Origin of the sequence: Turicibacter sp. KK003 (assembly GCF_037014675.1) — a bacterium.
In the GTDB taxonomy this organism is placed as follows: domain Bacteria; phylum Bacillota_I; class Bacilli_A; order MOL361; family Turicibacteraceae; genus Turicibacter; species Turicibacter faecis.
This window is the reverse complement of record NZ_CP142738.1, coordinates 58,705-82,175: the sequence shown is the minus strand read 5'-3', so window position 1 is coordinate 82,175 and position 23,471 is coordinate 58,705. Positions and strand designations below refer to the sequence as shown.

Sequence of the window (23,471 nt, the reverse complement as noted above, 5' to 3'; positions counted from 1 at the left end):
TTTTCACAAAATATCTAAATCTCTCACAACAACTATATATTAAGGATAGCATTTTTTCTATTCCTCTTTTTTATGTTCTTTATCAGAAGAAACGGTTCCTCTTAACAACTTGTCCAAACTTCTAACCTTTTCTCTATCTTTTTTAACCTCGCACACGGCTTTTTCGACGACACTTGCAAAAGTATGATATAATGTTTCAAGATAAATTACACGGAGGTGTTGTTACATGCTTACAGTATCTAATGTCGGTTTACGATATGGTGATAAAAAATTATTCGAAGAAGTTAACTTGAAATTTACACCAGGAAATTGCTACGGAGTAATCGGGGCAAATGGGGCTGGAAAATCAACTTTTTTAAAAATTTTAGCGGGGGAAATCGAACCTAATACAGGTCATGTGAGCTACCCTAAAGATTTACGTATGTCAGTTTTAAAGCAGGACCACTATCAATACGATGAATTACCTGTTTTAGAGACTGTTATCCGTGGAAATGAACGTTTATTCCAAATCACTGAAGAGAAAAATGCGTTATACATGAAACCTGATTTTAATGAAGAAGATGGGATTCGTGCAGCAGAGCTTGAAGGTGAGTTTGCGGAATTAAATGGATGGGAAGCTGAATCAGATGCCGCGTCTTTATTACAAGGATTAGGAATTGGAGCAGAATTACACGATAAATTAATGAAAGATTTAACAGGGGCCGAAAAGGTTAAAGTTTTATTAGCACAAGCTTTATTTGGAAATCCTGATATTCTCGTTCTCGATGAGCCGACCAACCACTTAGACATCAAGTCAATTAACTGGTTAGAGGAATTTTTAATTAACTTTGAAGGAACAGTGATCGTTGTATCCCATGACCGCCACTTCTTAAACAAAGTCTGTACGCATATTTGTGACGTGGACTTCGGAAAAATTAAGTTATTCGTTGGAAACTATGACTTCTGGTATGAGTCAAGTCAGCTTTTAAACCGCATGGCAAAAGAAGCGAATAAGAAAAAAGAAGAACAAATTAAAGAATTACAGGATTTCATCGCTCGTTTCTCGGCTAACGCCTCAAAATCAAAACAAGCGACTTCTCGTAAAAAATTATTAGATAAAATCAAATTAGAAGACTTAGAACCATCAAGCCGTCGCTATCCATACGTTGGATTCAAGCCAGAACGTGAAGTAGGAAACGATATCTTAATGGTTGAAGGACTAACAAAAACAATTGATGGCGTTAAAGTTCTTGATAACGTTAGCTTCATGGTCCGCAAAGACGATAAAATCGCCTTTATCGGAGATGAAATTGCCGTGACTACTTTATTCAAAATCTTAAATGGAGAAATGGAAGCAGATAGTGGAACCTTCAAATTTGGAGTTACAATCAAAACTGCTTACTTCCCGAAAGACAACTCAGAGTTCTTTAATGAGTCAGAACTTTCATTAGTCGATTGGTTACGTCAATACTCTGACGATCAAACAGAAAGCTATGTTCGTGGATTCTTAGGACGTATGTTATTCTCAGGAGAAGAAGCTTTAAAACAGGCTTCAGTTTTATCTGGAGGAGAAAAGGTCCGTTGTATGTTATCACGCATGATGTTAGCAAACGCCAACTTATTAATGCTTGATCAACCAACCAACCACCTTGACCTTGAGTCAATCACCGCATTAAACAATGGATTAAAAGACTTCTCAAGTAACGTCTTATTCGCTTCACATGACCACCAATTCATCCAAACCATCGCTAACCGCATCATCGACATCAAAGAGGATGGATCAATCGTCGACAAACAAACAACATACGACGAATACCTAGCCCTTTAATATAATATAAAAAGTTGAAGGTCTCGCTTTGTTTACTCGCATAAGTCTAAGCGAGGGAACAAAATTCACTAAAAGAATTTTGTAACACTCGAAGACTTAGAAGAGAAACTGAGGCCTGAAACTAGATTATATAAAAAATTGAAAATCCCGCCTAGTTTGATTGGGGGTTCCCTGTCATTTACGAAGTAAATGTATCCTCCTTTAATAGGGTAGGGTCTCCTTTGCTAAGTGGGGTGTGAAACGATACCCTTAGCTTTCCTCAACTAATAGGACTTTAAAGTGGGGAAGTAATCTCGCAAAATATTTATAGTTAAATTTTAAATCGCACACAAAAAAGCACTGGCGTTGCCAATGCTTTTTCTTTTATAAACGAAGTTTTCCTAATCAAGCTTTCATAATCTGCCACAATCATTTTTACTGAATGTTTTTTGTTCTTAGCCGTCCAGTAAATCAGTTATCTCAAAATTTATTTTGAGCGTTGTTAGGACCTTTATATTTTTCATAAGAAAATCTTCTTCCGCTTTGATGGATACTCCAATTATAGTAGAGAGATAAAGTAACGATTCTATTTATTTTTGAAAACGGAGACTAACTTGAAAAAAAACTGAAAAATAGTTATAATATAACTATAAAGTACATAGTATAAAAAAAGAGCCATAGATTGTCCATGCGACTTTCTGCTCTCACTTAAATGTTTCATATGAAAAGTAAAAGCTATTCTAGTCCGGCAAGACAATTAGGTGCTTTTACTTTTTTTTATTATCACGAACATTTTTAACTAATTGAAAAATTCCATTAGCTACATTAACTACTAATAATACAAATGTTAATAAAGCGTTCATGAGATCACCCCGCTTTTGAGAGCGAGATTAAAAGTCGCACCATATCTATGACTCCCTTTATTATTATACATGAAAAAAAGAAAATTGTAAAAAATCCTCGATAATATGTTGACGTTTAATTATTCAATCCTCTATATCCAAAAAAAAAAAAAAAATCTTTCCCCTATTCAACTGAACCATTCATTTAGTCAAAAAAATCCCTTTTTTAAAAGGGATTTTTTAATTTAATTTCTCCAACAATAATAAAACTCCTATTTTCAAGACTCGGCAAATGACGATTAGCAATACGGTTGCTAACAAAATCACGCAGATACTGCTTAATAGATTATAACAATATGCAATAAAATTCATATAAAAATTCTCCGTTTTTTTGAAAAAACTCATCCTCAGCCATCAAAATAATAACTATTTACCACTGTAAGTGGAATTTATATTTCCCTGAGACTGACGGATTAGCTCTTACATGGTGTGATTTTCCCCATCCTCCACCACTTTTCGCACTCCAAGATGAACCTTTACCGTATTGTGTTCCCTTAGAACTAGCAATCGTTTTACCGTCGCTACCCACAATTTCAAAAGACGCCTTTGCTCCACCCTCTGGAACTTCCTTTACCGTAATGACAATACAATCGCTATCCCATTTATTAATAGAATAGATTTTATCAAATCTATCTTGCGTCAAAGAAACTAAACTTGTCGTCGTGCTTGTTCGAGTAATCCCTTCTTCATCAGTATATTCATATACCACCTGACCATTATCATCAAGCGTCATCTCTACCTCCACACTATGCTCGGTACCGGCTTGATCATCGGCAAATATGCTTGTCCCAAAAGAGCTACACGCTAAAATAGCCGTCCCCCCTGCAACTAACAATTTCTTTTTAATCATACACATCCTCCTCCCACTTTAAGTCTAATCATATCATAAATGGAAATATTTACATAGAAAATGGTTTTATATTGCATACAACTTTCTTATTCAACAGACTAAAGTCTCCAATAAAAATACGCTATTTAAAATTAAGAAGTAGGGGTTATAACATAAGCATAGGAATGCTAATCATTAAAAAGGTGATTAGAAAGATTATTTTATAGCTAATTTCTCTATGCGTATTGGTTTTTTTCTTTTTGAAATAAATGAGCACATAAGATAAAGAAGATATGATTAACGCTATAGCTAAAAAAGTTTTCATATAAAATCTCCTTTCTTTTATATAGGCTCTACATCAAAAACAAGAGCCTAAGTAACACCTACCTAAACGCCTTTCCCTTTGTTAGTTGCTGCTACTCGAACTGCTAGTAAAGTTCAATCCCCATACATTCCCTCAATCTGTTGCCTCCTCATCATAACAAATCAGTTCGCAAACAAGAATAGCGATTCCCTATTCGGTCATTGAAAATGCCTGAACGGTTCATTTATACAAAAAAATCCCTTTTTTAAAGGGATTTTTCTGCCGCATTGAGTAGTAATCGTTCCAATTCTTTGACGAGCCGTCGTGAGACGAAGCATGATTCTCCATTCTCAAAATAGACCTTTTTTTCTTTTTTATCAATTCTCACCACATTTTGAAGGTTAACGACATAAGATTTATGGCATTGAAACAACCGTTCATGAAGAGGTTCCACCTCACGTAACTTCCCATAAAATTGCGTACTCGCCTTTTTAGTCACTAAATGTAGTTTATGGGACCCGGTCAACGTCTCAATATATAAAACATCCGCTAAGGGAACACTCAAAGTCGTAAATTTATTATTGATCACAAGTTCCTCTTTTTCACCCTGTCTTCCCTCGTATTCCTTCGCCAGCCTTAAACAGGCCTCCACTTGCTGAGAAAAGGCTTCATTTGGTTGATCTTTTTCAATAAAATCAAGTGCCGACACTTTGTAAGCATACGTTTTGGGTGCCAACTCAGAATGGGTCGTCACAAAAATAACCATTCCATGAGGATCTTTTTTCCGAATTTCCTGTGCAACCTCTAATCCCATTCGTACCTCATGATTTATTTCAAGGTCGAGAAAATACACGTGATGGCTATCAATAACATCTAACTTGCTTAACAGCACCTCTGGGTCATGAGTTGCAATTAGTTGTTCACAAAAGATTTGGAGTGTGTCTTGTAACTTGGTGATTATGGTTTCCAAGCGTTCCCTTTGAACGGGGTCATCCTCTAAAATAAATAGTTTCATCTTCTCATCCCTGCCTTTTTAAAATTAAAACTTGTCTAAAAACACCTGCATCATAAAACGTTTGAAGGGTTATATAATGATCCGCCTCCATCAGTTGTTGAACCGTCGCCAACCCGATTCCGCGATTCTCTCCTTTCGAGGAATACCCCGGTTGATAAATCTTTGTTAAAGAAATCTCTTCCTCTTTGCATGAGTTTTCAATTTCAATTTGTTGAATCCCTTCCCCTTGCAAAAATGAAATGGATAGATAGGGGATTGTTGCCTCTTTTGCTCCCTCAATCGCGTTATCCAATAGAATAGCCAACACCCGATAAACAGGAAAGACATCGACATAGAGGGTATCAATTAGCTCTTCTAGCTCCAACCTCACGTCTATTTGCTCTGTTTGTGCCCGAACCATTTTCTCAAAAAGTAAACTTTTAATTTCGAGAACGCCCATCTGATAGAGCTTTCCAAAAATATAATCACGACCCTTCACCAGTTTTTCAGTGGGTTGAATGACTCGGTCATAAATCCCTTTAATCCCATCTAAATCCTCTTGGCGAATGCTCTCACCTAGGCTCACTAAAATATTTAGATAATCATGTCGAAAATGATGGAGTTCTTGATATAGTTGCTCAAGTTTATAAGCGTAGTCATAGATTTGCTGATTCGCCATCCGCTCCTGTTCTAGCTTGGCGTGTTTAATAACGACCAATAATAAGTTTCCAGCACTCCAAATTAGTAGTCCTCCATATGCAATAAATAAAAGGCTCGTTAATTGAATGTGCTGCGAACTAAAACCTTGCTTCTCCCCCGCGTAAATATTCGCATACAATAAAAGGATTAATAAACTGACTTGCACTAAGACTAAGCGTCGATAACGTTTTTCTAGTGCTGGAAAGCGATTCATTTTTTTAAATAAACTTTTTAAAAAATAACAACAACTTAAGGTGAATCCCCCCATCATTAATGTTTCAAGAACAACTGACTGCTCCCACGTTAAATATAAAGACGAGGATTGTCCTGAAATTCCAAGGATCAATTGCGATAAATAATCCCCGATGATCATCGTAATCAATGGTACCCCCGACGCAATCACGCTTAAAAAAAATTTCTTTGTTTTAAATAGTCGGTAAACCAAGAGATAAAGCACGACGAAAAATATCGCAAAAAATTTAATCGTTGGATAAAGCCCTTGACCTATTAGATTGATGATGAGCAACTGAACCCAAAATTCACGTCGCCCCATTTTTTCATTCAATAGCCATTGGCCCCCTAAAAACAATACAACTAATTGAAAAAAAGGTATAAAAAAAGAAACCATCAAATCATCCTCCCCGACTTAATGATTCCATTATATCAAATTATCGTTTTTTGTAAAATTATTAACTATTTTCCTTAATTTCGTCTGTTTATCCTTTTTATCAATCATTTTAATGAGGTAGATTATTTCTTTTATTAAATTCCCTATATAATAAGGATAGCATTTTTTATATTAAATGAACCCATGGCAGATTGCGTCAAATGTTTAAAGTTTATCACTACTTTTGCGATGCTGTATAAACAGCCACTTACGTGATTATAATGAATATACAACGCTAATCGTTTTATAGGGGGAATCAAAATGATTACATTACGACCGATTTCAAAAGATAATCTTTGGGAATGTCTCGATTTAAGCGTACATCCCAATCAACAACAATACGTCGCTTCCAATGCGATTTCCATCTCACAATCTAAGGTCCAACCAGAATGTATCCCGCTTGCCATTTACCATAACGAAGTAATGGTCGGATTTTTAATGTATTGCCTAGACTCGGAGGATGATGAATACTGGATTTATCGCTTAATGATCGATCACCACTTTCAAAATCAAGGGTTTGGAACAGAGGCCCTTCACCAAGTCATCGAACTCATTAAGGGAGATAAAACACGCCACCAAATTTTTCTTGGTGTAAATCCAGAAAGTGCACCCGCTATTCATTTATATGAAGAAGCCGGTTTTGAATTTAACGGTCAAATCTTTGGACAAGAGCACGTCATGGTTCTGACTTATTAGCCCTTATTTCGGCAGAACATGAATACGTTAGACTGAAATCATGCAAATGAGTAATAATTTTTTCACCCTTTTTAAATTATTTAAAAAAAATAGCTCGAAGAAGTCATATCTTTTATGACTTCTTTTTTAGTTATATTGTAATTTCCCTCTATTTCCTCTAAAATAAAAAGTATACAAAAAGTGGTAGGGGAGTCTACAAAATTACATGATTTTGAGACAAAACAACAACAAACTTATGATTGATATTGAGGAATTTGGAGGAGTCTTATGAAGCGCAATATTTCAAAAAAACCGGTCATTGTACTTGGAACATTACTAACCCTTTTAGTCACCGTCACGGTTGTCTACGGTGTCTCTCATCTAGAACCAAAGGATGTAGAACTTAATCAACTAATTGAATCTCCTTACGAAATCTTAGACGTTCGTCGACACAAAAAGGAGAAAAAATATGAAGTCGATATTAAAGCCGACCTCAACTATGCTGATAACATTTTATTAGCGAATAAATTACTTTCTGAGCTACAAAAAAATGATTCAAAAAATGTGACGCAAGTGCACATGAATGTCTATGAAAACAAGACAGACCAACAAACCGTTGATTTTACAGATCCCAATTATCGTTATACCATCGAGACAAATGGATCATATACTTATCAATACGAACCCATTTATACAGAAAATTTCAGTGAAAACTTATTATTTACAGCCGAATGGAAGATTGAAGACTCAAAATTAACCAAAAAGAACCTTTCATTTAATACCATCGTCCCTGATCATTTATCAACAGACGAAATCAATTCCCTGCTAAATGAACTATCGGACGAAATGATTCGCTACAATTTTGAAAATAGGGAAGGGGCAACAACAACCATCCAAGCTAAAGTTAACACCTCAGATACTTATTATCATCTATCAGAAAATAAAAATTATCTTATCCATAAAACACGTTTAATTGGTTAGGGGGACCAGTATCATGAAACATTCATTTCTTTTTTTACTATCATTTTTTCCTTCCTTTTTAATGGGGGGACAAGATCCAATTACATTAACAACCATAACACCTGATATTCATGAGAACCTTGCTTCTATCGATGACGTTATGTCTTCCTTCGAGGGTTCAGTGGCCTTTGATGAAGAAACAGGTACCTATACTTACACAATCAATGATCAAGAAATCATTTTAAATCTTAACTGCGGATATAGTCTCATCAACGGTGAAAAGGAAGCCCTATTCCTTGAACGAAACGATGAAACGGCGTTAATGACGATCAAATGGGTAACCCCAAAATTGATTGACGATGAAGTGTTCGTTCCCGTTCAATACATTGAGCGCATCTTTAATGCTACATACTCAGAAGAGGGCTTTACATTAAACGGCGATGCTTCGAACACGATGACCGTCTTTGAAGATAAGGAAGACTCGGGGGATTCTGCTATTGGAAAACGATTAACGGTTGAAGAGACAGAAGGTGAAAAAGAGGTAAGTCAAACGACGAATAAAAAGCCGTCCACATCAAAACCAACTCCATCTATCACCCAAAAGCCAGAAGTATCGAAGCCGACTCAAAAACCATCAACGTCTAAACCAAATCAGAATACGACGCAAAAGCCATCCACTTCTACGCCGGTGAAGCCACAAGAACCAACGGATTCACCTCAACCGCCGGTGGGGGATAAGCCAGAAGAGATTGTCCCACCGACACCAGAACCGGAACCGACTCCAAAACCTGAACCACCAGTAGAGGATCAACCCTCTGATGTCACACCACCGACACCGGAAGGACCCTCTCCACTTCCACCAAGTGATTCTGAAACTGGGGATAACTCAAATTCACCTGAATCCGAAACATTTTAACTGAGTCACTGGGATTGTCAATCAATCCCAGTTATTTTATTAATCTGAAAGGGGAGTACTTATGAATAAATCGGCACTTCATTATACGTTAAAATCCAGTTCGTTCTTTATCATCGCCTCAATCGTTATGTGCCTTATCATTAACGAACGCGTCAATCCATCCTTAATCCTCATGTGGATAAGCTATTTTATGATTTGCTATCTCATGATGCATCTTAAACAACACCAAAAGAATCAATCCAAATAGATTGATTCTTTTTTTATCTCTTCCGCTCATTCTACCCCAATGTCTTTTCCCGTAAGTTCCCTCTATACAAACCCTCTTCGCATTGACCACACCATAAAAAGCCTTGCTCTTCATAATATTGATTCAGCCTCTCGTTATCCATTGCACAATCTAACCTTAAACAGTGCTTCTTATGTTTCCGTGCCACCCCTTCTATCTCCTTTAACAAAATGTGTCCAACCCCTTTTTCACGGTAATCCGTCACCAAATGATGCAGATAATAAGCAGACACTTCCTTCGTATCACACCATCGCTCGTCTTGATCAAAGCAAGCAACAGCCCCTATGACTCGATGTGTTTGATTTGATTTTAAAACATATAGGCGACCTTGTCTCATCAATCGTTCATAATAAGTTTTAGGATACACCTCACAATAATTCGTTTCATTCCATTGCTTAATTCCTACTCGATTCATCCACTCGATCCTTTGTTCAATCAGTTGAAAAACAATCTCAAGATCAGATTTACTGGCAACCATCAGTTGATACATCGTAAAAACTCTCCTTTAGCAAAAAATGAAAACCCAAAATGCTCGGTTTTCATTTTTTTATTTTTTAATCGTGATGCCGTCTTGTGATTTTTGCTATGAGTAAGCCAGCTACATCCAATATACCGCTTAAATAAACGATTAACACTGTACAAATAACCATGTTTACCCATATTGCTTTCATTTTTATCTCACCACCACCGCTGTGCCGTATGCCACCATTTCCGCTGCCCCCGCCATCACAGCAGATGACATCAATCGAACACCAACAACCGCATTAGCACCTAACCGTGTTGCATCATCTGCCATGCGACCTAATGCAATTTGACGAGCCTCAATCAGCATTTCATTATAGCCATTTAACTCTCCACCAACAATCGTTTTTAAGGAAGCCCCAATATCCTTTCCAATATGTTTTGACCGAACCGTGCTTCCTTTCACAAGCCCTTTCACCTCTACAATTTCTTTCCCCACAATCGAATCTGTTGTCACCATTAACATGAAACTTCCTCCCTCCGTAACCTACTACATCATATGACAAATCCAATAAATATATGTCAATCTATTGCTTCTATTCATCGGTTATTCCTCTCCAATCGTTAAATCTATCTTCATGAATAAGAAAATTCGCTTCCCATTATCCAAACCAAAAAGAAAACTCATTTTAGTTTTGCTCCTTTCTAATATTTCAGACCTCTTCCATGGAAAGTCCGGTTTTTAACGCAATCGTAGGTTATCTAAAACATCCGCTAAATTTTTTGCAATTTCAATCTTTTCATGCTTAACCCCTTTTTCTGAAACAATATCTTCCCTCAATTCCCATCCTTGCCTCAATATACGTCACAAAATGAGCATGAAAGAAGCTTCCCCTTTTTTTAAAGAGCACTATCTCCTCATAAAAATCTTGCATCTCTCTTGTTTGAACCTCATTTTTCATATAAAATGGGACTATATCTAATAAAAGGGGAGGCATTCACATGGATTTAAATAAAAAAATCTGCTACTGCTTCAACGTAACAGTAGGGGACATCAAAAAAGAAGTTGAAACAGGATCAACAACACTTGCTGAAATTCAAACAGAAACAAAAGCTGGAACAGCTTGCAAAGGTTGTGTGAAACGAATTCAAGAAACAATCGATGCTTTATTAGCTGAATAATCTACTCCTATAACCAAAAAGAACCGAGCAATCCTGCCCGGTTCTTTTTATATCCATTCAAAGAATTCTTTCCTTCTTAACCACCAATTAAAAAGTCAAAAATATTTTCCAAATCACTCGTTGATCCTTTATAGATCTCTGTATATTTACACTTGGTGCACGTAATCGTTGTAAACTTCTTATTTTGGACATCAAACAACTTCGAAAATCCGGTTCCTGTTGCGCAAAATTCATCTACTTCATAGTGATGATTTCCACACTTCATACAGGTATAATTTTTAATCTCCATCTAATCATCTCCTGTGACCTAGTTTTCTGTTCAAACTTAGGTTACCAAATTAACCCACTTGTGTCAAATACTCTTTCTTTTTTTCACCCCTAGACGACCATAATAAGGATAAAACTTGAAAAGATAGGAGAAAGGGGGGTATAATAAAGAGAGGTAGATAACAATAAAATTAAATATTAGGAGTGATACCCCATGGGTCGTAAGTGGAATAATATTAAATACGGTAAAGCGGCTAAAGATGCTGCCCGTTCAAAAGTTTTAGCGCGTTTCGGAAAAGAAATTTATATGGCTGCCAAAAATGGTGATCCAGATCCAAGTTTAAATCGTAACTTAGCTTCTGTTATTGACCGTGCAAAGGTTGCTGGGGTTAACCGCGAAATCATTGACCGTGCAATCAACAAAGCAAAAGGTGGATCAGACGAAAACTACGATTTCATCCGTTATGAAGGATACGGTCCGAACGGGGCTGCAGTTATTGTTGATACATTAACAGATAACGTAAACCGTACAGTTGCAGAAGTTCGTTCCGCATTTAATAAAAATGGTGGAAAAATCGGGGTTAGTGGTGCCGTGGCTTTCATGTTTGAAGCAACAGCTTTATTCGGATTCAACGGAAACTCTGCCGATGAAATCTTAGAAGGATTAATGGAAGCAGATGTAGACGTTCGCGATGTTGAAGAAGAAGATGGAGAAATCACTGTATACGCGGACCAAGACCAATTCCATGCCGTTCAAACAGCATTAAATGCAATGGGAATTAACGAATTTGAAGTGGCAGAATTAACAATGCTTCCAACGTCAACTGTTTCATTAGAGGGAGATGCCCTTACTAAATTCTTAAAATTAATTGACGTATTAGAAGACTTAGATGACGTTCAACAAGTCCACCATAACGTTGACTTACCAGAAGAGGAAGAATAAGACTAGGCTTCCACTTCTCACAATTACGTGATCAAAAGCGAACACCTCCTCTTTTGTTGGAGGTGTTTTATTTTAAGAAATTATTTTACATATTAAGCAAAAATTGGTCGATACTAACACTAGTTCTTCTGTTTTTCACGAAAGGATGTTGAACCTATGGAAATTAAAACAAAACACAAAAAATTTAAAACCTTTTCCGATCTATATCAATTTATGTGCGAGAGCCACCTCGATGAAATTAACGTTACCATTAAATACCCTGATAAAAGCAAAAACAACGGAACAATGCCAATCGAAATGGTTCTTTCCCTCAAATGCATTGAAGAAGTTAAAACGATTGATCAAGACTTAAAAGCACTTGCTTCGTCACACCAAATTGATATCGAAATCGCTCGTGAAATCGCGGAAACCTATCACGAACTAAACCACTTCGATGACGAGGATGGCACGCTTTCAGCCCAACTCGAAGAAATCGATGCCACATCGGAAATCAAAGAAGAGATTCAACAATTAGTGGCGAGCCGTCTTCAATAATAAAAAAACAAAATTCTTTGTATAATTTTTTACCTTTATCAAATACTATTTATTGAGTCTAGGTGGGACTCTTCTCAAACTAGTTTCACTATCAAGAAAAAACGTCTATCCCTTCCCGGAATAGACGTTTTTTTATGCGATGAGACGCCAATTAAAGAGTAAAAACTCCCCTAAAATAGATAATACAACATATACTATGGGCTCATATTTAGCAAGTAAAATTGATTTTTCCCCAACCTGTGGAAAAATCTTTTTCAATCCTACAAACATTAAATACCCAAATAATGCACCCAATGTATTCATTAATAAATCATCAATATCTGTTGTCCGATAATTAAACAACTGAAAAAACTCAATTAAACCTGAAAACAATAACCCTATCCCCATCACCTTGATGCCATTTCTATACGAACGCCAAATCAGTGGGACTAAAAAACCAAGTGGCATAAACATAATAATATTAAGCACCGTGGTTAGCCCGATTCCCTCTGAGAATGGAAGAAGGTGAATCTCATCCCCGCGAATGATGGTCTTAAATGATCCAATATCCCAAACACTTCCGATTCCCGCTACGTCTATCGCCAAGTAAAGATAAAGAACACATACATTAACCCAAAACAAATGATAACCTAAATGGGCTGTTCGCCCCTCTTTTTTTAATAGCCATCCTTGATAAATCAAGCAAGGAATAAACACGCATAAAAAGCCGTAAAATCTTTCAATCAAAATCCCCATCAATCATCCTTCTTTCTTCTTCACTCATTTTCTTCCAACTCAGTGTCCTCGCCTGTTTCAGGAATTGCACACTTTTCTTGACTATTCAACTTCCTAAATAACCACTTATCGGTCATCAAATAAACGCCAAAACCAAGCATGCCGCCTAATGTATTTAAAATTAAATCATCAATATCCGCTGAACGTCCAATAAAATATTGAATAAATTCAATCGAAAAAGAAAAAGTAGCCACCCCCATCAATGTTTTGTACGGGGATTTACATGATTTAAATACGAAGGGAAGTAAAAATCCTAACGGTACAAACATAAGGATATTTCCAATCACCTGAGAAATCATCGCTAAAAATCCCATGGCCCACGTTTCCCTCACCCAACTAAATGGAACTAAATTCAGAAAATGATAGGGGGGATTGAACGCGTATCTTCCTCCAAGAAGGAGATCAAACAATCCCGTAGCTACTAAAATAACAAAAATAATTCCCACAAAACAAACCCAGCTCATCTGTTTTAAAAGCGGAATATTTTTCTTTCTTAATAAAAAGAAAATTGGAATATAAAAAAGAAAAACAACAAGCATTAACAATGATCCAGTCACTACGTAATCAATGACTTTCATCACTCCCACTTCCTCTCATTAAATGACTCATACAGTTAGTATACCCTATAGATATTAAGAAAAGGGTCACTAATTTATGAAGATTTTATTAAAATTTGACCTTTTCGGACAACAAAAAAAAAATCATGGATTATTCATCCATGATTTTTTATCTTTATCTATTAGCCTCTTTAGTAAATTGGCTTACTCTTATCTATTACACATTAAAAAAGAAAAAATAAGCAAGCACGATAATTCCTAGAATAATACGATACCATCCAAACACTTTAAAATCGTGCTTTTTAATATATCCCATTAAGAATTTAATCGCTAAAATAGAAACAAAGAAGGCAACTAATGTTCCAGTTCCCAGAACCACTGCTTCAGACGCTGTAAAAACTAAACCGAACTTTAGAATTTTTAATAGACTCGCACCAAGCATAACTGGGATAGCTAAGAAAAATGTAAACTCTGATGCAACATAACGTGAAGCACCAATTAAAATTGCACCTACAATCGTTGCCCCTGAACGTGATGTTCCTGGAACAAGTGCTAATAATTGAAAGATACCAACCATTAAGGCAAATTTATAAGTGATTTGTGATAAATCATTAACCATTGGACGGCGTCCCTTATTTCGGTTTTCAATCACAATAAATAATACCCCATAAAGGATTAACATTAAGGCAACTGTCACTGGATTGAATAAATATTCATCAATCACGTCGTCAAATAATAAACCAATAATCGCTGCAGGCACACAAGCTACTGCAATTTTAAACCATAAATTCATCGTATCCGTCTTAACTTTGAAGCCACCTTTAAATTCAAACGGAAATAATTTATCCCAGAATAAACAAACGACCGCCATAATAGCACCTAATTGGATAACGACGAAAAACATCTCCATAAATGCTGGTGTCATGTTTAATTTAATAAATTCGTCAACTAAAATCATATGCCCCGTACTACTTACAGGTAACCATTCCGTAATCCCCTCTACAATCCCAAGGAAAATTACCTTCAATAATTCAATAAAATCCACAACTAACCCTCCTAAGTAAAAATCTTTAATCAATCCCAAAACGTATTGATTTCTTCCATAACCCTTTTATCATACTACGGATTGAGGATGAATAAAATACTAAATTTGTATAAACTATACACAAAACGAAAAAAGTGATGGGAAAATGTCCTCCCATCACTTTTTAACATCCGTGGATAATCATTTTATTATAATTTTTTATCCTCTACTTGCTCTAACCACGCCTGGATATCAGAAATAATTGAACTTACACATCCTTCTTCAAATGGCGATTTCAAATGGGCATATTCAACAAGTCCTAAGAAAGATTTCGTTCCTCCGGCCTCACATAATCGAACATAATCCTTCCATGCATCTTCTCGATCATCATGCATTCGTTTCCAAAATTGTAAGGCACAAATTTGGGCAAGTGTGTAATCAATATAGTAGAATGGACTATTAAAAATATGAGCTTGTTGGAACCACCAACCTCCTCGCTCTAAGAAGTCACACCCTTCATAATCTTTATGCGGTAAATACTGTTTTTCTAATTCACGCCAAGCAGCTTTACGTTCTGCCGGTGTTGCCTCTGGATGTTCATAAACGAAATGTTGGAAAGCATCTACAGTGATTCCATAAGGAATAAATTTAATCGCACTACCTAAATGAACAAATTTATATTTTTCTGTATCTTCTTTAAAGAAGAGATTCATCCATGGCCATGTAAAGAATTCCATACTCATTGAGTGAATTTCACAACTTTCGTAAGTTGGAAAGTTTAATTCAGGAATTTCAATCCAACGTGATGAATACACTTGAAAAGCATGACCTGCTTCATGGGTTAACACATCGATATCTCCCGATGTTCCGTTAAAATTTGAAAAGATGAATGGAGATTTATAATCCGGTATATATGTACAATAACCTCCACCCGCTTTACCTGGCTTATTAACTAAATCCAACAACTCAGTCTCTACCATATAATCAAAAAATTCTTTTGTTTGTGGTGAAAGTTCATGATACATCTTAACACCATTTTCTAGAATCCAGTCTGGTTCACCTTTCGGTGTCGCATTTCCTGTGGTAAACTCAAACTTTTCATCAAAATATCTAAGTTCTCCATATCCTAAACGTTCTTTTTGACGTTTATATAATGAAGATGCAACGGGCACAATATAATCAAGAACTTGTTGACGGAATTTTTTTACCATCTCCGGTGTATAGTCACTGCGAATCATCCGAATGTATCCAAGCTCCACGAAATTTTCAAATCCTAACTTTTTAGCAATACGGGTACGCACCTTAACGAGTTGATCATAAATTTCATCAATCTCCTGCTCATGTGCTTCAAAGAATCCATACTTCGCATTCGAAGCCGCTTCACGAACATTTCGATCTTCACTTAATAAATATTTTCCCATTCCGGGAATTGTTCGTTCTTCACCATCAAACATAATTTTAGCCGAGGCGATTAATTTCGTATAATCACTAGATAATTTATTTTCTTCTTGTAAATCCGAAATAATCTCCGGAGAAAAAGATTTTAAGCGATAATCTAAAATCGTAAAAAACTGTTTACTAAACTTGTCCTCTAAAGTTTTACGATAAGGTGAATGAACAATCGCTCCATAAAAACTAGAGTTAACTTCTTCATACAGTGGACTATATTCATCCCAATAAGTTTGTTCCTCATCATAAAATTTATCGCGCGTATCAATACTATGACGAATAGAAGCTAATGTCGCCATCGTTTCAACATGACTACGCACCTTATTAATTTTTGCTACAAGTTCTAACTGAGCGTCTGCATCAGATGCTTGTTTAAATTGATTCGTTAATTCATCCATAGTTTTCTTATACTGATCAAAATCTGGTCTGGTGTATTTAAATTCCGAAAATTTCATATCACTCACTCCTAACTTTAACAAAAAATTCTGTTTAACTTATAAATAGTATGTTCTTTATCAAACAAATCATGCTTAGGTTCTTTAAAGCCTCCCCATTTCCTAAGATGATATTTCTATTATATGCCATTTAAAATTGTTTTGTAAGTTTTTGCCATGAATTTTTTGAAATTTTCTAGGCTATCGTACAAAAATGTAAGGTTCTAGAACGATCTTAGTCTCCTCAGTCCCACAGAACGCTCATTTGTTTCATCACATTAAGCACGTAGTCCTCAAGAATTAATTGATCATTATAAATAGAGGTCGCCGCCTCAGTTCCTACATAACGAAGATGCCAAGGCTCATACTGATACCCGGTCTCATCAACGCGATTCTCAGGGTACCTGATAATAAAACCAAATCGATGGGCATTTTCGGCCACCCACTTTCCTTCATCAGTTTCACCAAATGTTTCAGTTAATCCCCCATGAACGGAGTCGGATGTAATATCAATCGTCAATCCTGTTTGATGCTCGCTATGCCCAGGTCTCGCACTATAAGTATCAGCTGCCTCTACCCCATCTTCTTTAACGTAACGGTCGTAAAGCATCACCTGTGTGTCATACGAACGATAGCCGCTTCGCGCGATTAATTCATACCCCTTCTCATTATAAGCGGCTTCAAATAAATTCTTTAAGGCACGTGCAGCCTCTTTTCTTAAATAGTTTGCCTCATTATTCTTATCCTTATTATAAAGGGGCACGTCTAAAAGAACTAAATCCGATGGTTCATAATCAGCAGGTAAACGATAATTTTTATTAACTAATGCACGGAAACTAGCCGGATTTTCTATCTCCACAACATCCTGATAAAAGGTGGGAATGTCTGTTTCCTTCTCCTTCAGTTGCGTTTGAAATAAAAACACGGTAATCATCCCTATCGTTAAAAATAGTCCACTCATTGCAATTAAAAACATTCGCATTCGATTCATTATCACGCGCCTCCTCTTCAATTCACTAGTTTCTTTATTATTGAGCATCTTTTTTTAATTTTAAACATTCCCTTCACTCAAAAATAACGATTCGTTTTTTCTTACACAGATGAATTGAAGGATTAGTTAATAAATGACAAATTCCCTCCTAATTTAAAGACAGCAATATTTTTAACCACAAATTAAAAAATAATTTTAAAAGCAAAATTTTATAAAATTTCTAATTATTATCTAGTCGACCTAATTTCTGCTTGAACTATCCAACTATTTCGCCGTATAGTTACCCAAGACAAACTGATACTAGTAATAGGCAACCGCCTAAATTTTCAGGAGATGGAGTGATTCACATGCTTAGAAAACTCGATCATCAATCAATGGGTGGCGCTGAATTTGACTGGTTATCAACAGTCTATCACTTTTCATTTGCAGACTATTTTGATGAGACAAAAATTAACTTTGGCGTATTACGTGTTTTAAATGACAACCTTATCTCTCCTCATTCCGTCTATAAGACAACAACTAATAACAATATCGAGACACTTACCTACGTTGTTGACGGCGAACTAACCTATACCGATCAACACGGACACAATTGCGTTCTCAAACGCGGACAAATGCACTACATGAGCGCAGCATCAGATGTTGAACAAATCCGATCGAACAACACGGCTCAACCCACTCGGGTTTTAGAGATTGGGATTTCCCCACAACCCCATCATCGTCACCAAACACACGGGGATTACCACTTTGACTTCGAGGCACGTCACAACCAATGGCTCCACATGGTTTCTGATATTCATGGGGATGCGCCCATCACCATAAACCAGGACGTGAACATCTATACTATTATTCTCGATGAGAAAAATACAGCAACCATTAACGTCCCTTTAGGTCGACAGGCCTATCTCATGCAAATTGAAGGTTTTTCCGAAGCGAACGGAATTGCCCTTAAAGAACAGGATGCCCTTGAAATTATCGAAGATGAAATTCATATAGCGGCAACCCATACTTCCCACTTTATCGTCATCGAGATGCCTAAATCGAGTCATCCTTATATGTAAAAAAAGAGCGATTTAATCGCTCTTTTTTTATCTGTTGATTCTTATTATCTTTTGTCAAATCTCAACCGTTTATTAATTTTTTAGATTTAAAAAGCTAAAGGAAATGATGCCAAGCGACTATCGATTGCTTCATAAAAAGTAGGATATTTTCCCCCTTTCGAATCACATCTAGACATGGTATGTTAATTCGTGAAGGGGGAATTTTTATGAAACCATTTCAACTCGTTATCGGAAGTGTTTTAATCCTTATCGGGGGACTATCACTCCTTACTTACGCCTTCCATTTAGATACCGTCATCCTCGATAATCTTTGGTTTTTATTTGTTTTAATTCCGGGGCTCTATTTTGAAATCAATTATTTTCAAACGAGAAAAAACCCCGGTCAACTTGTACCCGGGGGGATTTTATCTGCCATTGGATTAATCTCTCTTTTTGAAATTTTAACCAAGTGGCAATATTCAGATTTTACCGCACCACTTTATTTATTAACTGTTGCTTTTGGTCTTTATCAGCTCTATTACTTTGATGTCAAGGATAAAGGTCTACTCATTCCTATTACAATCCTTTGCACCATCGCCCTATTCCTCTACTTAAATTTTTTCGTTTCTTATCTATTTTTATTTTCAATTTTTCTTATTGGTTTGGGACTTTATATTTTATTCAAGAAGAGATAATCGTCTCAAACTCGATAGGAGATTTTTAAATGACACAAAAAAAGACTTAAGCAAGTGCTTAAGTCTTTTTCATTTAATTAAAATCCTGGTAAGAAAATTTCAATACCTGGCCCTAATGGTAAACGTAGTACAAACCAAACAACTAATAAAATCGTCCATCCAATTAATAAGGCAATTGAATACGGCACCATCGTTGAAACCAATGTACCAATTCCAGATTTTTTATCGTACTTCGCTGCAAATGTTACGATTAAGGCGAAGTAACTCATTAATGGTGAAATTAAGTTTGTTGTTGAATCACCAATACGGTAAGCCATCTGAGTGAATTCTGGCGTGAATCCGACCTTCATTAACATTGGCACAAAAACTGGTGCTAGGATTGCCCATTTAGCTGAAGCTGATCCCATGAAGATATTAATGAATGCCACCACTAAGATAAATAAGATAACAAGTGGAATTCCTTGTAATCCAATCGCCGTTAACAAGTCAGCCCCTTTAACAGCAATAATTGTTCCTAAATTTGAATAATTGAAGTAAGCAACGAATTGAGCGGCAAAGAAGACTAAGACAATGTATGATCCCATTGATGCCATACTTTTACCCATCAAATTCATTACATCTTTATCATTTTTTACAACTTTAGCTCCAAATCCATAAGCGATTCCGGCCACTGCAAATACTAACGCAATCACAACAACCATTGAATTCATAAATGGAGAATTTAAAACCCCTTGAACTCCTGCTTCCGTTCCGCGTAAGAAACCATTCGCTGGAACAACTAATACAGCAAATAATATAATCATTAACAGTGTCGCAATTCCAGCAAAACGTAATCCACGTTGCTCCTCTGTTGAAACCTTCATTTCATGGTCTTCAACTTTTGCGTCACCTGTATATTTTCCTAAACGAGGCTCAACAATTTTTTCAGTAATAACCGTTCCGATGATTGTAATTAATACTGTTGAAGCAATTAAGAACCACCAGTTAGCTTGAATACCAACAACATAATTTGGATCCACTAATTTCGCACCTTCTGTTGTTAATCCAGCCAGTAATGAATCTGTTGGCCCGACCATCACGTTAGCACTAAATCCACCAGATACCCCGGCGAACGCTGCTGCTAATCCGGCCAATGGATGACGTCCCATACTTAAGAAAATGATCGCTCCTAACGGAATTAAAACAACATATCCTGCATCAGATGCAATACTTGATAAAACACCGGCAAGCACCACAACAACCGTAATTAAACGTTTTGGCGTACTCATTACTAATTTTTTTAATAATGTTCCAATTAATCCTGTTCCTTCGGCAAGTCCAACTCCGAGTAACGCGACTAAGACTGTCCCCAGTGGTGCAAACCCAGTGAAGTTCGTTACTGCAGAACTAAATAAATACTGAACCCCTTCTTTTGAAAGTAAACTGTTAACCGTTACTGTCATCATTTCAACCGCATTATTATTCGCACGATTAATCCCCTCATACGTAACTGATAACCCGGTTGCTGATAAGATCGCTGATAACACAACGATAACAACTGATAAAATTAAGAAAATTGTTGCCGGATGCGGCAGGGCATTCCCAATCCTCTCCACCCGATCTAAAATACCAATCTTTTTCCTTTGCTCACTCATATTATTCCTCCTTGATTCCCTTTCCCATTATTTGGGATTCCCGTTTAAATAGTTAAACATAATTAATTATATCCCCTTAAAACGCTTTCTGAAAAGAAAATTCTGATTGTACTTGTAATATTTTTTCATTATTTTATAAAATGAGGTAAAAAATTGCATATTATTTGTGAAATACCTTTGTTTCTCCTATAATAATCACGCCAAACTTATTTATACAACTTTCTTTTTTCTTCCTACTCCCCTACCTATTTTTTTGAAGGCTCGTTTGGATTTATCAAATAGATAGGCAATAAAAGTAAGGCTCGTGCTCTTTTAACTCGGAAAAAAAACTTCAAGGAGGGTTTTATCATCATGCATTTAATTATTTTAATTTTATCGTTAGGAACCATTATGTTTCTTGCATATAAGGGGTACTCGACGATTATCACGGCGCCGATCGTCGCCCTCGTCACGCTGCTTTTAACGTTTGGGTTTGATAGTCATCTCATGGCAAACTATACGCTTGTATATATGGATGGATTTGCTGGATTCGTTAAAAATTACTTTCCACTTTTCTTAACCGGAGCCATTTTTGCAAAACTGATGGAGGAAACGGGATATGCCCATGCGATCGCCCACACGATTATTCGGTGGTTAAAGCCTGAACGTGCGATTTTAGCTGTTGTTCTGTCTGGTGCCTTACTGACCTACGGGGGTGTCTCACTCTTTGTCGTCGCCTTCGTTCTTTACCCTATCGCCACCTTATTATTTAAAGAGGCGGACATTCCCAAACGTTTAATCCCTGGAACCATTGCACTCGGAGCCTTCACCTTTACGATGACTGCCCTTCCAGGAACGCCCGAAATTCAAAACGTTATTCCTATGACCTACTTCAAAACTGACACCTTTGCCGCTCCAGGAATTGGACTCCTTGCGAGCGCCCTCATCTTCGGATTAGGGATGCTTTACCTCAACAATCAAGCAGCCCGTGCGAAAAAAGTTAACGAAGGTTATGGGGAGAGTATGGAGCAAAAGACAAAAATTCCATCAAAAACTCCGTCTATTTGGTTAGCCCTCGCACCCATCGTTGTTATTTTTAGCGCCAATCTCTTCTTTTCAAAATTTTACTATCCTTATATAGATGGAAGTTATTTAGAAAAATACAACACGACACTCGATAGCCAGTCTGGAACATGGAGCGTCATTATTTCCATCGTGATTGCTATTGTATTAATTCTCCTCTTGAATATTGGGAAAATAAAAAATCTTCAATCCGTTCTCGACCAAGGGGTCAAAAATTCCTTTGTTCCCCTACTTAATTCAAGTGCTATCGTCGGATATGGTAGCATCATCAAAACTCTTCCCATTTTCGCCAGTATTCAAACGATGATTTTAAATCTTTCTCCTAATCCTATTATTACTGAGGCCCTCTCAGTTAATATCATTTGTGGATTAACGGCTTCAGCCTCTGGCGGACTCGGCATTACCTTAAATGCCCTTGCCCCTACCTTTTTACAAATGAGTGAACCTCTTGGTATTTCTCCTGAACTTCTTCACCGAATCGCCGCTCTAGCTTCCGGTGGACTCGATACCCTTCCTCATAACGGTGCCGTCATTACGACACTCGCCATCTTCGGCCTCACCCACAAACAATCTTATAAAGATATTTTCTTCACATCCGTCATCATTCCAATTACAGTGACAGCACTCATCGTTATACTGACCTCATTCGTCTATCGATAAAGCCAACGAACTTCAAATAAAAAATTCCTAGTGCTTAGACAAAACCAAGTCTTCGCGCTAGGAATTTTTTATGCCCTATCTTTTTCATGAATTAAAACTCACCTTCTGAGCAAGGGATGCCACAACTCTCCCGACAAAATCACGTCAGATGAAATAATAAGGGATGTTATTATCTATTTTTGTACTTTTCTTCTCTCCTTTGAATAAAATATGTTATGATTTTCCTATAAACTTATGATAGTTGGAGAGGATATAGGATGAAAAAGGGATTCGTAGTTAGTTTCACATGTTTAACATTATTAGGAGTAGGATGGCATGCAAATTCTATCACTGCTTCAACACCCGATGAAATTGTGATTAAACAGAGAGAACAAAACTCGAAAGCTTGGTTAAACTGGAGTGGATCAACGTATTTAACTGCAGGACAATGGTGTAATGTCATAGGAGATAATAATCTTTTTAAAGCAGACGTTAACGTAACCAATAATGGAGGAAACCCAGGGAGCATTAAAGTTCAAATATTAAATAATAAAGGGGAAATCAAGGGGAAACCCCAGACGATTAAGCCGGGAAAAACAGTTACTTTTGCAGAAATTCCAGCAAATAGCGGAACATTTGTTGTTCAAGCCAAAGCAGAAACTTCTGGAACCTATACCCTAAAAGTAACGAGCCGTTAAACGTCAGTAGTTCACAATCCGATTAATAACGGTTCTTTGTCAAATAGTGTTGCTGATTAATTTGTAAC

The 23,471-nt window shown here is 36.6% G+C and carries 24 protein-coding genes; 12 read left to right on the top strand and 12 right to left on the bottom strand.

Translation table 11 applies throughout. From position 1 onward, the window contains the following. The first annotated feature begins 226 nt into the window (after positions 1-226). The gene (locus VXM77_RS00390; RefSeq protein WP_161832735.1) at positions 227-1,807 is read left to right on the top strand and encodes an ABC-F family ATP-binding cassette domain-containing protein; all 1,581 of its coding nucleotides are present in this window, start codon (positions 227-229) and stop codon (positions 1,805-1,807) included. A 1,251-nt stretch (positions 1,808-3,058) separates the two neighbouring features. Here VXM77_RS00390 and VXM77_RS00385 read toward each other — a convergent pair. From VXM77_RS00385 to VXM77_RS00375, 3 genes are all read right to left on the bottom strand, one after another. Continuing rightward, positions 3,059-3,538 (bottom strand): hypothetical protein, encoded by a 480-nt coding sequence (locus VXM77_RS00385; RefSeq protein WP_161831535.1) that lies wholly within the window; start codon positions 3,536-3,538, stop codon positions 3,059-3,061. Between the two features lie 548 nt (positions 3,539-4,086). Beyond that, entirely contained in the window at positions 4,087-4,836 is a 750-nt protein-coding gene (locus tag VXM77_RS00380; RefSeq protein ID WP_262953759.1) for a LytTR family DNA-binding domain-containing protein, read from the bottom strand. 4 nt (positions 4,837-4,840) lie between these two features. Next, complete coding sequence (locus VXM77_RS00375) at positions 4,841-6,142, bottom strand: GHKL domain-containing protein (protein WP_262953760.1); 1,302 nt, start codon at positions 6,140-6,142, stop codon at positions 4,841-4,843. A 300-nt stretch (positions 6,143-6,442) separates the two neighbouring features. On the opposite strand from VXM77_RS00375, the gene VXM77_RS00370 reads away from it, so the two are divergent. The 4 genes from VXM77_RS00370 to VXM77_RS00355 all read left to right on the top strand — a co-directional run bounded on the left by VXM77_RS00370 (position 6,443) and on the right by VXM77_RS00355 (position 8,979). Continuing rightward, on the top strand, positions 6,443-6,877 hold the full coding sequence (locus VXM77_RS00370) for a GNAT family N-acetyltransferase (protein ID WP_262953761.1): 435 nt from the start codon (positions 6,443-6,445) through the stop codon (positions 6,875-6,877). 267 nt (positions 6,878-7,144) lie between these two features. Continuing rightward, complete coding sequence (locus VXM77_RS00365) at positions 7,145-7,837, top strand: hypothetical protein (protein WP_161831531.1); 693 nt, start codon at positions 7,145-7,147, stop codon at positions 7,835-7,837. A 13-nt stretch (positions 7,838-7,850) separates the two neighbouring features. Further along, entirely contained in the window at positions 7,851-8,732 is an 882-nt protein-coding gene (locus VXM77_RS00360; RefSeq protein ID WP_161831530.1) for a stalk domain-containing protein, read from the top strand. A gap of 61 nt (positions 8,733-8,793) precedes the next feature. Then, positions 8,794-8,979 carry a hypothetical protein gene (locus VXM77_RS00355; RefSeq protein ID WP_161831529.1) on the top strand — a complete coding sequence of 62 codons (186 nt, stop codon included), beginning with the start codon at positions 8,794-8,796 and terminating at the stop codon, positions 8,977-8,979. Positions 8,980-9,010: 31 nt separating this feature from the next. On the opposite strand, the gene VXM77_RS00350 is transcribed toward VXM77_RS00355, so the two are convergent. Continuing rightward, complete coding sequence (locus tag VXM77_RS00350; protein WP_161831528.1) at positions 9,011-9,508, bottom strand: GNAT family N-acetyltransferase; 498 nt, start codon at positions 9,506-9,508, stop codon at positions 9,011-9,013. Between the two features lie 183 nt (positions 9,509-9,691). Continuing rightward, positions 9,692-10,006 carry a YbjQ family protein gene (locus VXM77_RS00345; protein WP_161831527.1) on the bottom strand — a complete coding sequence of 105 codons (315 nt, stop codon included), beginning with the start codon at positions 10,004-10,006 and terminating at the stop codon, positions 9,692-9,694. A 476-nt stretch (positions 10,007-10,482) separates the two neighbouring features. On the opposite strand from VXM77_RS00345, the gene VXM77_RS00340 reads away from it, so the two are divergent. Next, the gene (locus tag VXM77_RS00340) at positions 10,483-10,662 is read left to right on the top strand and encodes a (2Fe-2S)-binding protein (RefSeq protein WP_161831526.1); all 180 of its coding nucleotides are present in this window, start codon (positions 10,483-10,485) and stop codon (positions 10,660-10,662) included. A 76-nt stretch (positions 10,663-10,738) separates the two neighbouring features. On the opposite strand, the gene VXM77_RS00335 is transcribed toward VXM77_RS00340, so the two are convergent. Beyond that, the gene (locus VXM77_RS00335; protein ID WP_161831525.1) at positions 10,739-10,951 is read right to left on the bottom strand and encodes a zinc ribbon domain-containing protein; all 213 of its coding nucleotides are present in this window, start codon (positions 10,949-10,951) and stop codon (positions 10,739-10,741) included. Between the two features lie 192 nt (positions 10,952-11,143). Between VXM77_RS00335 and VXM77_RS00330 the strand changes: the two genes are divergently transcribed. Both VXM77_RS00330 and VXM77_RS00325 read left to right on the top strand, forming a co-directional pair. Beyond that, positions 11,144-11,872: a YebC/PmpR family DNA-binding transcriptional regulator gene (locus tag VXM77_RS00330; protein WP_161831524.1), complete on the top strand. Its 729-nt coding sequence runs from the start codon at positions 11,144-11,146 to the stop codon at positions 11,870-11,872. A 156-nt stretch (positions 11,873-12,028) separates the two neighbouring features. After that, on the top strand, positions 12,029-12,406 hold the full coding sequence (locus VXM77_RS00325) for a hypothetical protein (protein ID WP_161831523.1): 378 nt from the start codon (positions 12,029-12,031) through the stop codon (positions 12,404-12,406). Between the two features lie 132 nt (positions 12,407-12,538). Here the strand turns inward: VXM77_RS00325 and VXM77_RS00320 are convergent, their stop codons facing one another. From VXM77_RS00320 to VXM77_RS00300, 5 genes are all read right to left on the bottom strand, one after another. After that, entirely contained in the window at positions 12,539-13,141 is a 603-nt protein-coding gene (locus tag VXM77_RS00320; protein WP_161831522.1) for a VanZ family protein, read from the bottom strand. A 20-nt stretch (positions 13,142-13,161) separates the two neighbouring features. Beyond that, positions 13,162-13,758 carry a VanZ family protein gene (locus VXM77_RS00315; RefSeq protein WP_161831521.1) on the bottom strand — a complete coding sequence of 199 codons (597 nt, stop codon included), beginning with the start codon at positions 13,756-13,758 and terminating at the stop codon, positions 13,162-13,164. Between the two features lie 196 nt (positions 13,759-13,954). After that, the gene (locus tag VXM77_RS00310; protein ID WP_161831520.1) at positions 13,955-14,782 is read right to left on the bottom strand and encodes an undecaprenyl-diphosphate phosphatase; all 828 of its coding nucleotides are present in this window, start codon (positions 14,780-14,782) and stop codon (positions 13,955-13,957) included. Positions 14,783-14,970: 188 nt separating this feature from the next. Beyond that, positions 14,971-16,665, bottom strand: coding sequence for a M3 family oligoendopeptidase (locus VXM77_RS00305; RefSeq protein WP_161831519.1), 1,695 nt, complete (start codon positions 16,663-16,665; stop codon positions 14,971-14,973). Between the two features lie 223 nt (positions 16,666-16,888). After that, complete coding sequence (locus VXM77_RS00300; protein WP_161831518.1) at positions 16,889-17,635, bottom strand: M15 family metallopeptidase; 747 nt, start codon at positions 17,633-17,635, stop codon at positions 16,889-16,891. Between the two features lie 347 nt (positions 17,636-17,982). Between VXM77_RS00300 and VXM77_RS00295 the strand changes: the two genes are divergently transcribed. Together VXM77_RS00295 and VXM77_RS00290 are read left to right on the top strand one after the other, a co-directional pair. Next, complete coding sequence (locus VXM77_RS00295) at positions 17,983-18,696, top strand: pirin family protein (protein WP_161831516.1); 714 nt, start codon at positions 17,983-17,985, stop codon at positions 18,694-18,696. A gap of 206 nt (positions 18,697-18,902) precedes the next feature. Then, the gene (locus tag VXM77_RS00290) at positions 18,903-19,370 is read left to right on the top strand and encodes a hypothetical protein (RefSeq protein WP_262953762.1); all 468 of its coding nucleotides are present in this window, start codon (positions 18,903-18,905) and stop codon (positions 19,368-19,370) included. Positions 19,371-19,447: 77 nt separating this feature from the next. Here the strand turns inward: VXM77_RS00290 and VXM77_RS00285 are convergent, their stop codons facing one another. Then, positions 19,448-21,004, bottom strand: a complete 1,557-nt coding sequence (locus VXM77_RS00285) for an AbgT family transporter (protein ID WP_161831512.1) — start codon at positions 21,002-21,004, stop codon at positions 19,448-19,450. Between the two features lie 351 nt (positions 21,005-21,355). On the opposite strand from VXM77_RS00285, the gene VXM77_RS00280 reads away from it, so the two are divergent. Next, positions 21,356-22,726 (top strand): GntP family permease, encoded by a 1,371-nt coding sequence (locus VXM77_RS00280; RefSeq protein ID WP_202618713.1) that lies wholly within the window; start codon positions 21,356-21,358, stop codon positions 22,724-22,726. A gap of 257 nt (positions 22,727-22,983) precedes the next feature. Then, entirely contained in the window at positions 22,984-23,403 is a 420-nt protein-coding gene (locus VXM77_RS00275; protein ID WP_161831510.1) for a hypothetical protein, read from the top strand. Positions 23,404-23,471 lie beyond the last annotated feature (68 nt).

Coding starts and splice junctions, on each gene's coding strand:
- VXM77_RS00390 (WP_161832735.1), top strand. CDS start 227: ATGCTTACAGTATCTAATGTCGGTTTACGATATGGTGATAAAAAATTA.
- VXM77_RS00385 (WP_161831535.1), bottom strand. CDS start 3,538: ATGATTAAAAAGAAATTGTTAGTTGCAGGGGGGACGGCTATTTTAGCG.
- VXM77_RS00380 (WP_262953759.1), bottom strand. CDS start 4,836: ATGAAACTATTTATTTTAGAGGATGACCCCGTTCAAAGGGAACGCTTG.
- VXM77_RS00375 (WP_262953760.1), bottom strand. CDS start 6,142: ATGGTTTCTTTTTTTATACCTTTTTTTCAATTAGTTGTATTGTTTTTA.
- VXM77_RS00370 (WP_262953761.1), top strand. CDS start 6,443: ATGATTACATTACGACCGATTTCAAAAGATAATCTTTGGGAATGTCTC.
- VXM77_RS00365 (WP_161831531.1), top strand. CDS start 7,145: ATGAAGCGCAATATTTCAAAAAAACCGGTCATTGTACTTGGAACATTA.
- VXM77_RS00360 (WP_161831530.1), top strand. CDS start 7,851: ATGAAACATTCATTTCTTTTTTTACTATCATTTTTTCCTTCCTTTTTA.
- VXM77_RS00355 (WP_161831529.1), top strand. CDS start 8,794: ATGAATAAATCGGCACTTCATTATACGTTAAAATCCAGTTCGTTCTTT.
- VXM77_RS00350 (WP_161831528.1), bottom strand. CDS start 9,508: ATGTATCAACTGATGGTTGCCAGTAAATCTGATCTTGAGATTGTTTTT.
- VXM77_RS00345 (WP_161831527.1), bottom strand. CDS start 10,006: ATGTTAATGGTGACAACAGATTCGATTGTGGGGAAAGAAATTGTAGAG.
- VXM77_RS00340 (WP_161831526.1), top strand. CDS start 10,483: ATGGATTTAAATAAAAAAATCTGCTACTGCTTCAACGTAACAGTAGGG.
- VXM77_RS00335 (WP_161831525.1), bottom strand. CDS start 10,951: ATGGAGATTAAAAATTATACCTGTATGAAGTGTGGAAATCATCACTAT.
- VXM77_RS00330 (WP_161831524.1), top strand. CDS start 11,144: ATGGGTCGTAAGTGGAATAATATTAAATACGGTAAAGCGGCTAAAGAT.
- VXM77_RS00325 (WP_161831523.1), top strand. CDS start 12,029: ATGGAAATTAAAACAAAACACAAAAAATTTAAAACCTTTTCCGATCTA.
- VXM77_RS00320 (WP_161831522.1), bottom strand. CDS start 13,141: ATGGGGATTTTGATTGAAAGATTTTACGGCTTTTTATGCGTGTTTATT.
- VXM77_RS00315 (WP_161831521.1), bottom strand. CDS start 13,758: ATGAAAGTCATTGATTACGTAGTGACTGGATCATTGTTAATGCTTGTT.
- VXM77_RS00305 (WP_161831519.1), bottom strand. CDS start 16,665: ATGAAATTTTCGGAATTTAAATACACCAGACCAGATTTTGATCAGTAT.
- VXM77_RS00300 (WP_161831518.1), bottom strand. CDS start 17,635: ATGAATCGAATGCGAATGTTTTTAATTGCAATGAGTGGACTATTTTTA.
- VXM77_RS00295 (WP_161831516.1), top strand. CDS start 17,983: ATGCTTAGAAAACTCGATCATCAATCAATGGGTGGCGCTGAATTTGAC.
- VXM77_RS00290 (WP_262953762.1), top strand. CDS start 18,903: ATGAAACCATTTCAACTCGTTATCGGAAGTGTTTTAATCCTTATCGGG.
- VXM77_RS00285 (WP_161831512.1), bottom strand. CDS start 21,004: ATGAGTGAGCAAAGGAAAAAGATTGGTATTTTAGATCGGGTGGAGAGG.
- VXM77_RS00280 (WP_202618713.1), top strand. CDS start 21,356: ATGCATTTAATTATTTTAATTTTATCGTTAGGAACCATTATGTTTCTT.
- VXM77_RS00275 (WP_161831510.1), top strand. CDS start 22,984: ATGAAAAAGGGATTCGTAGTTAGTTTCACATGTTTAACATTATTAGGA.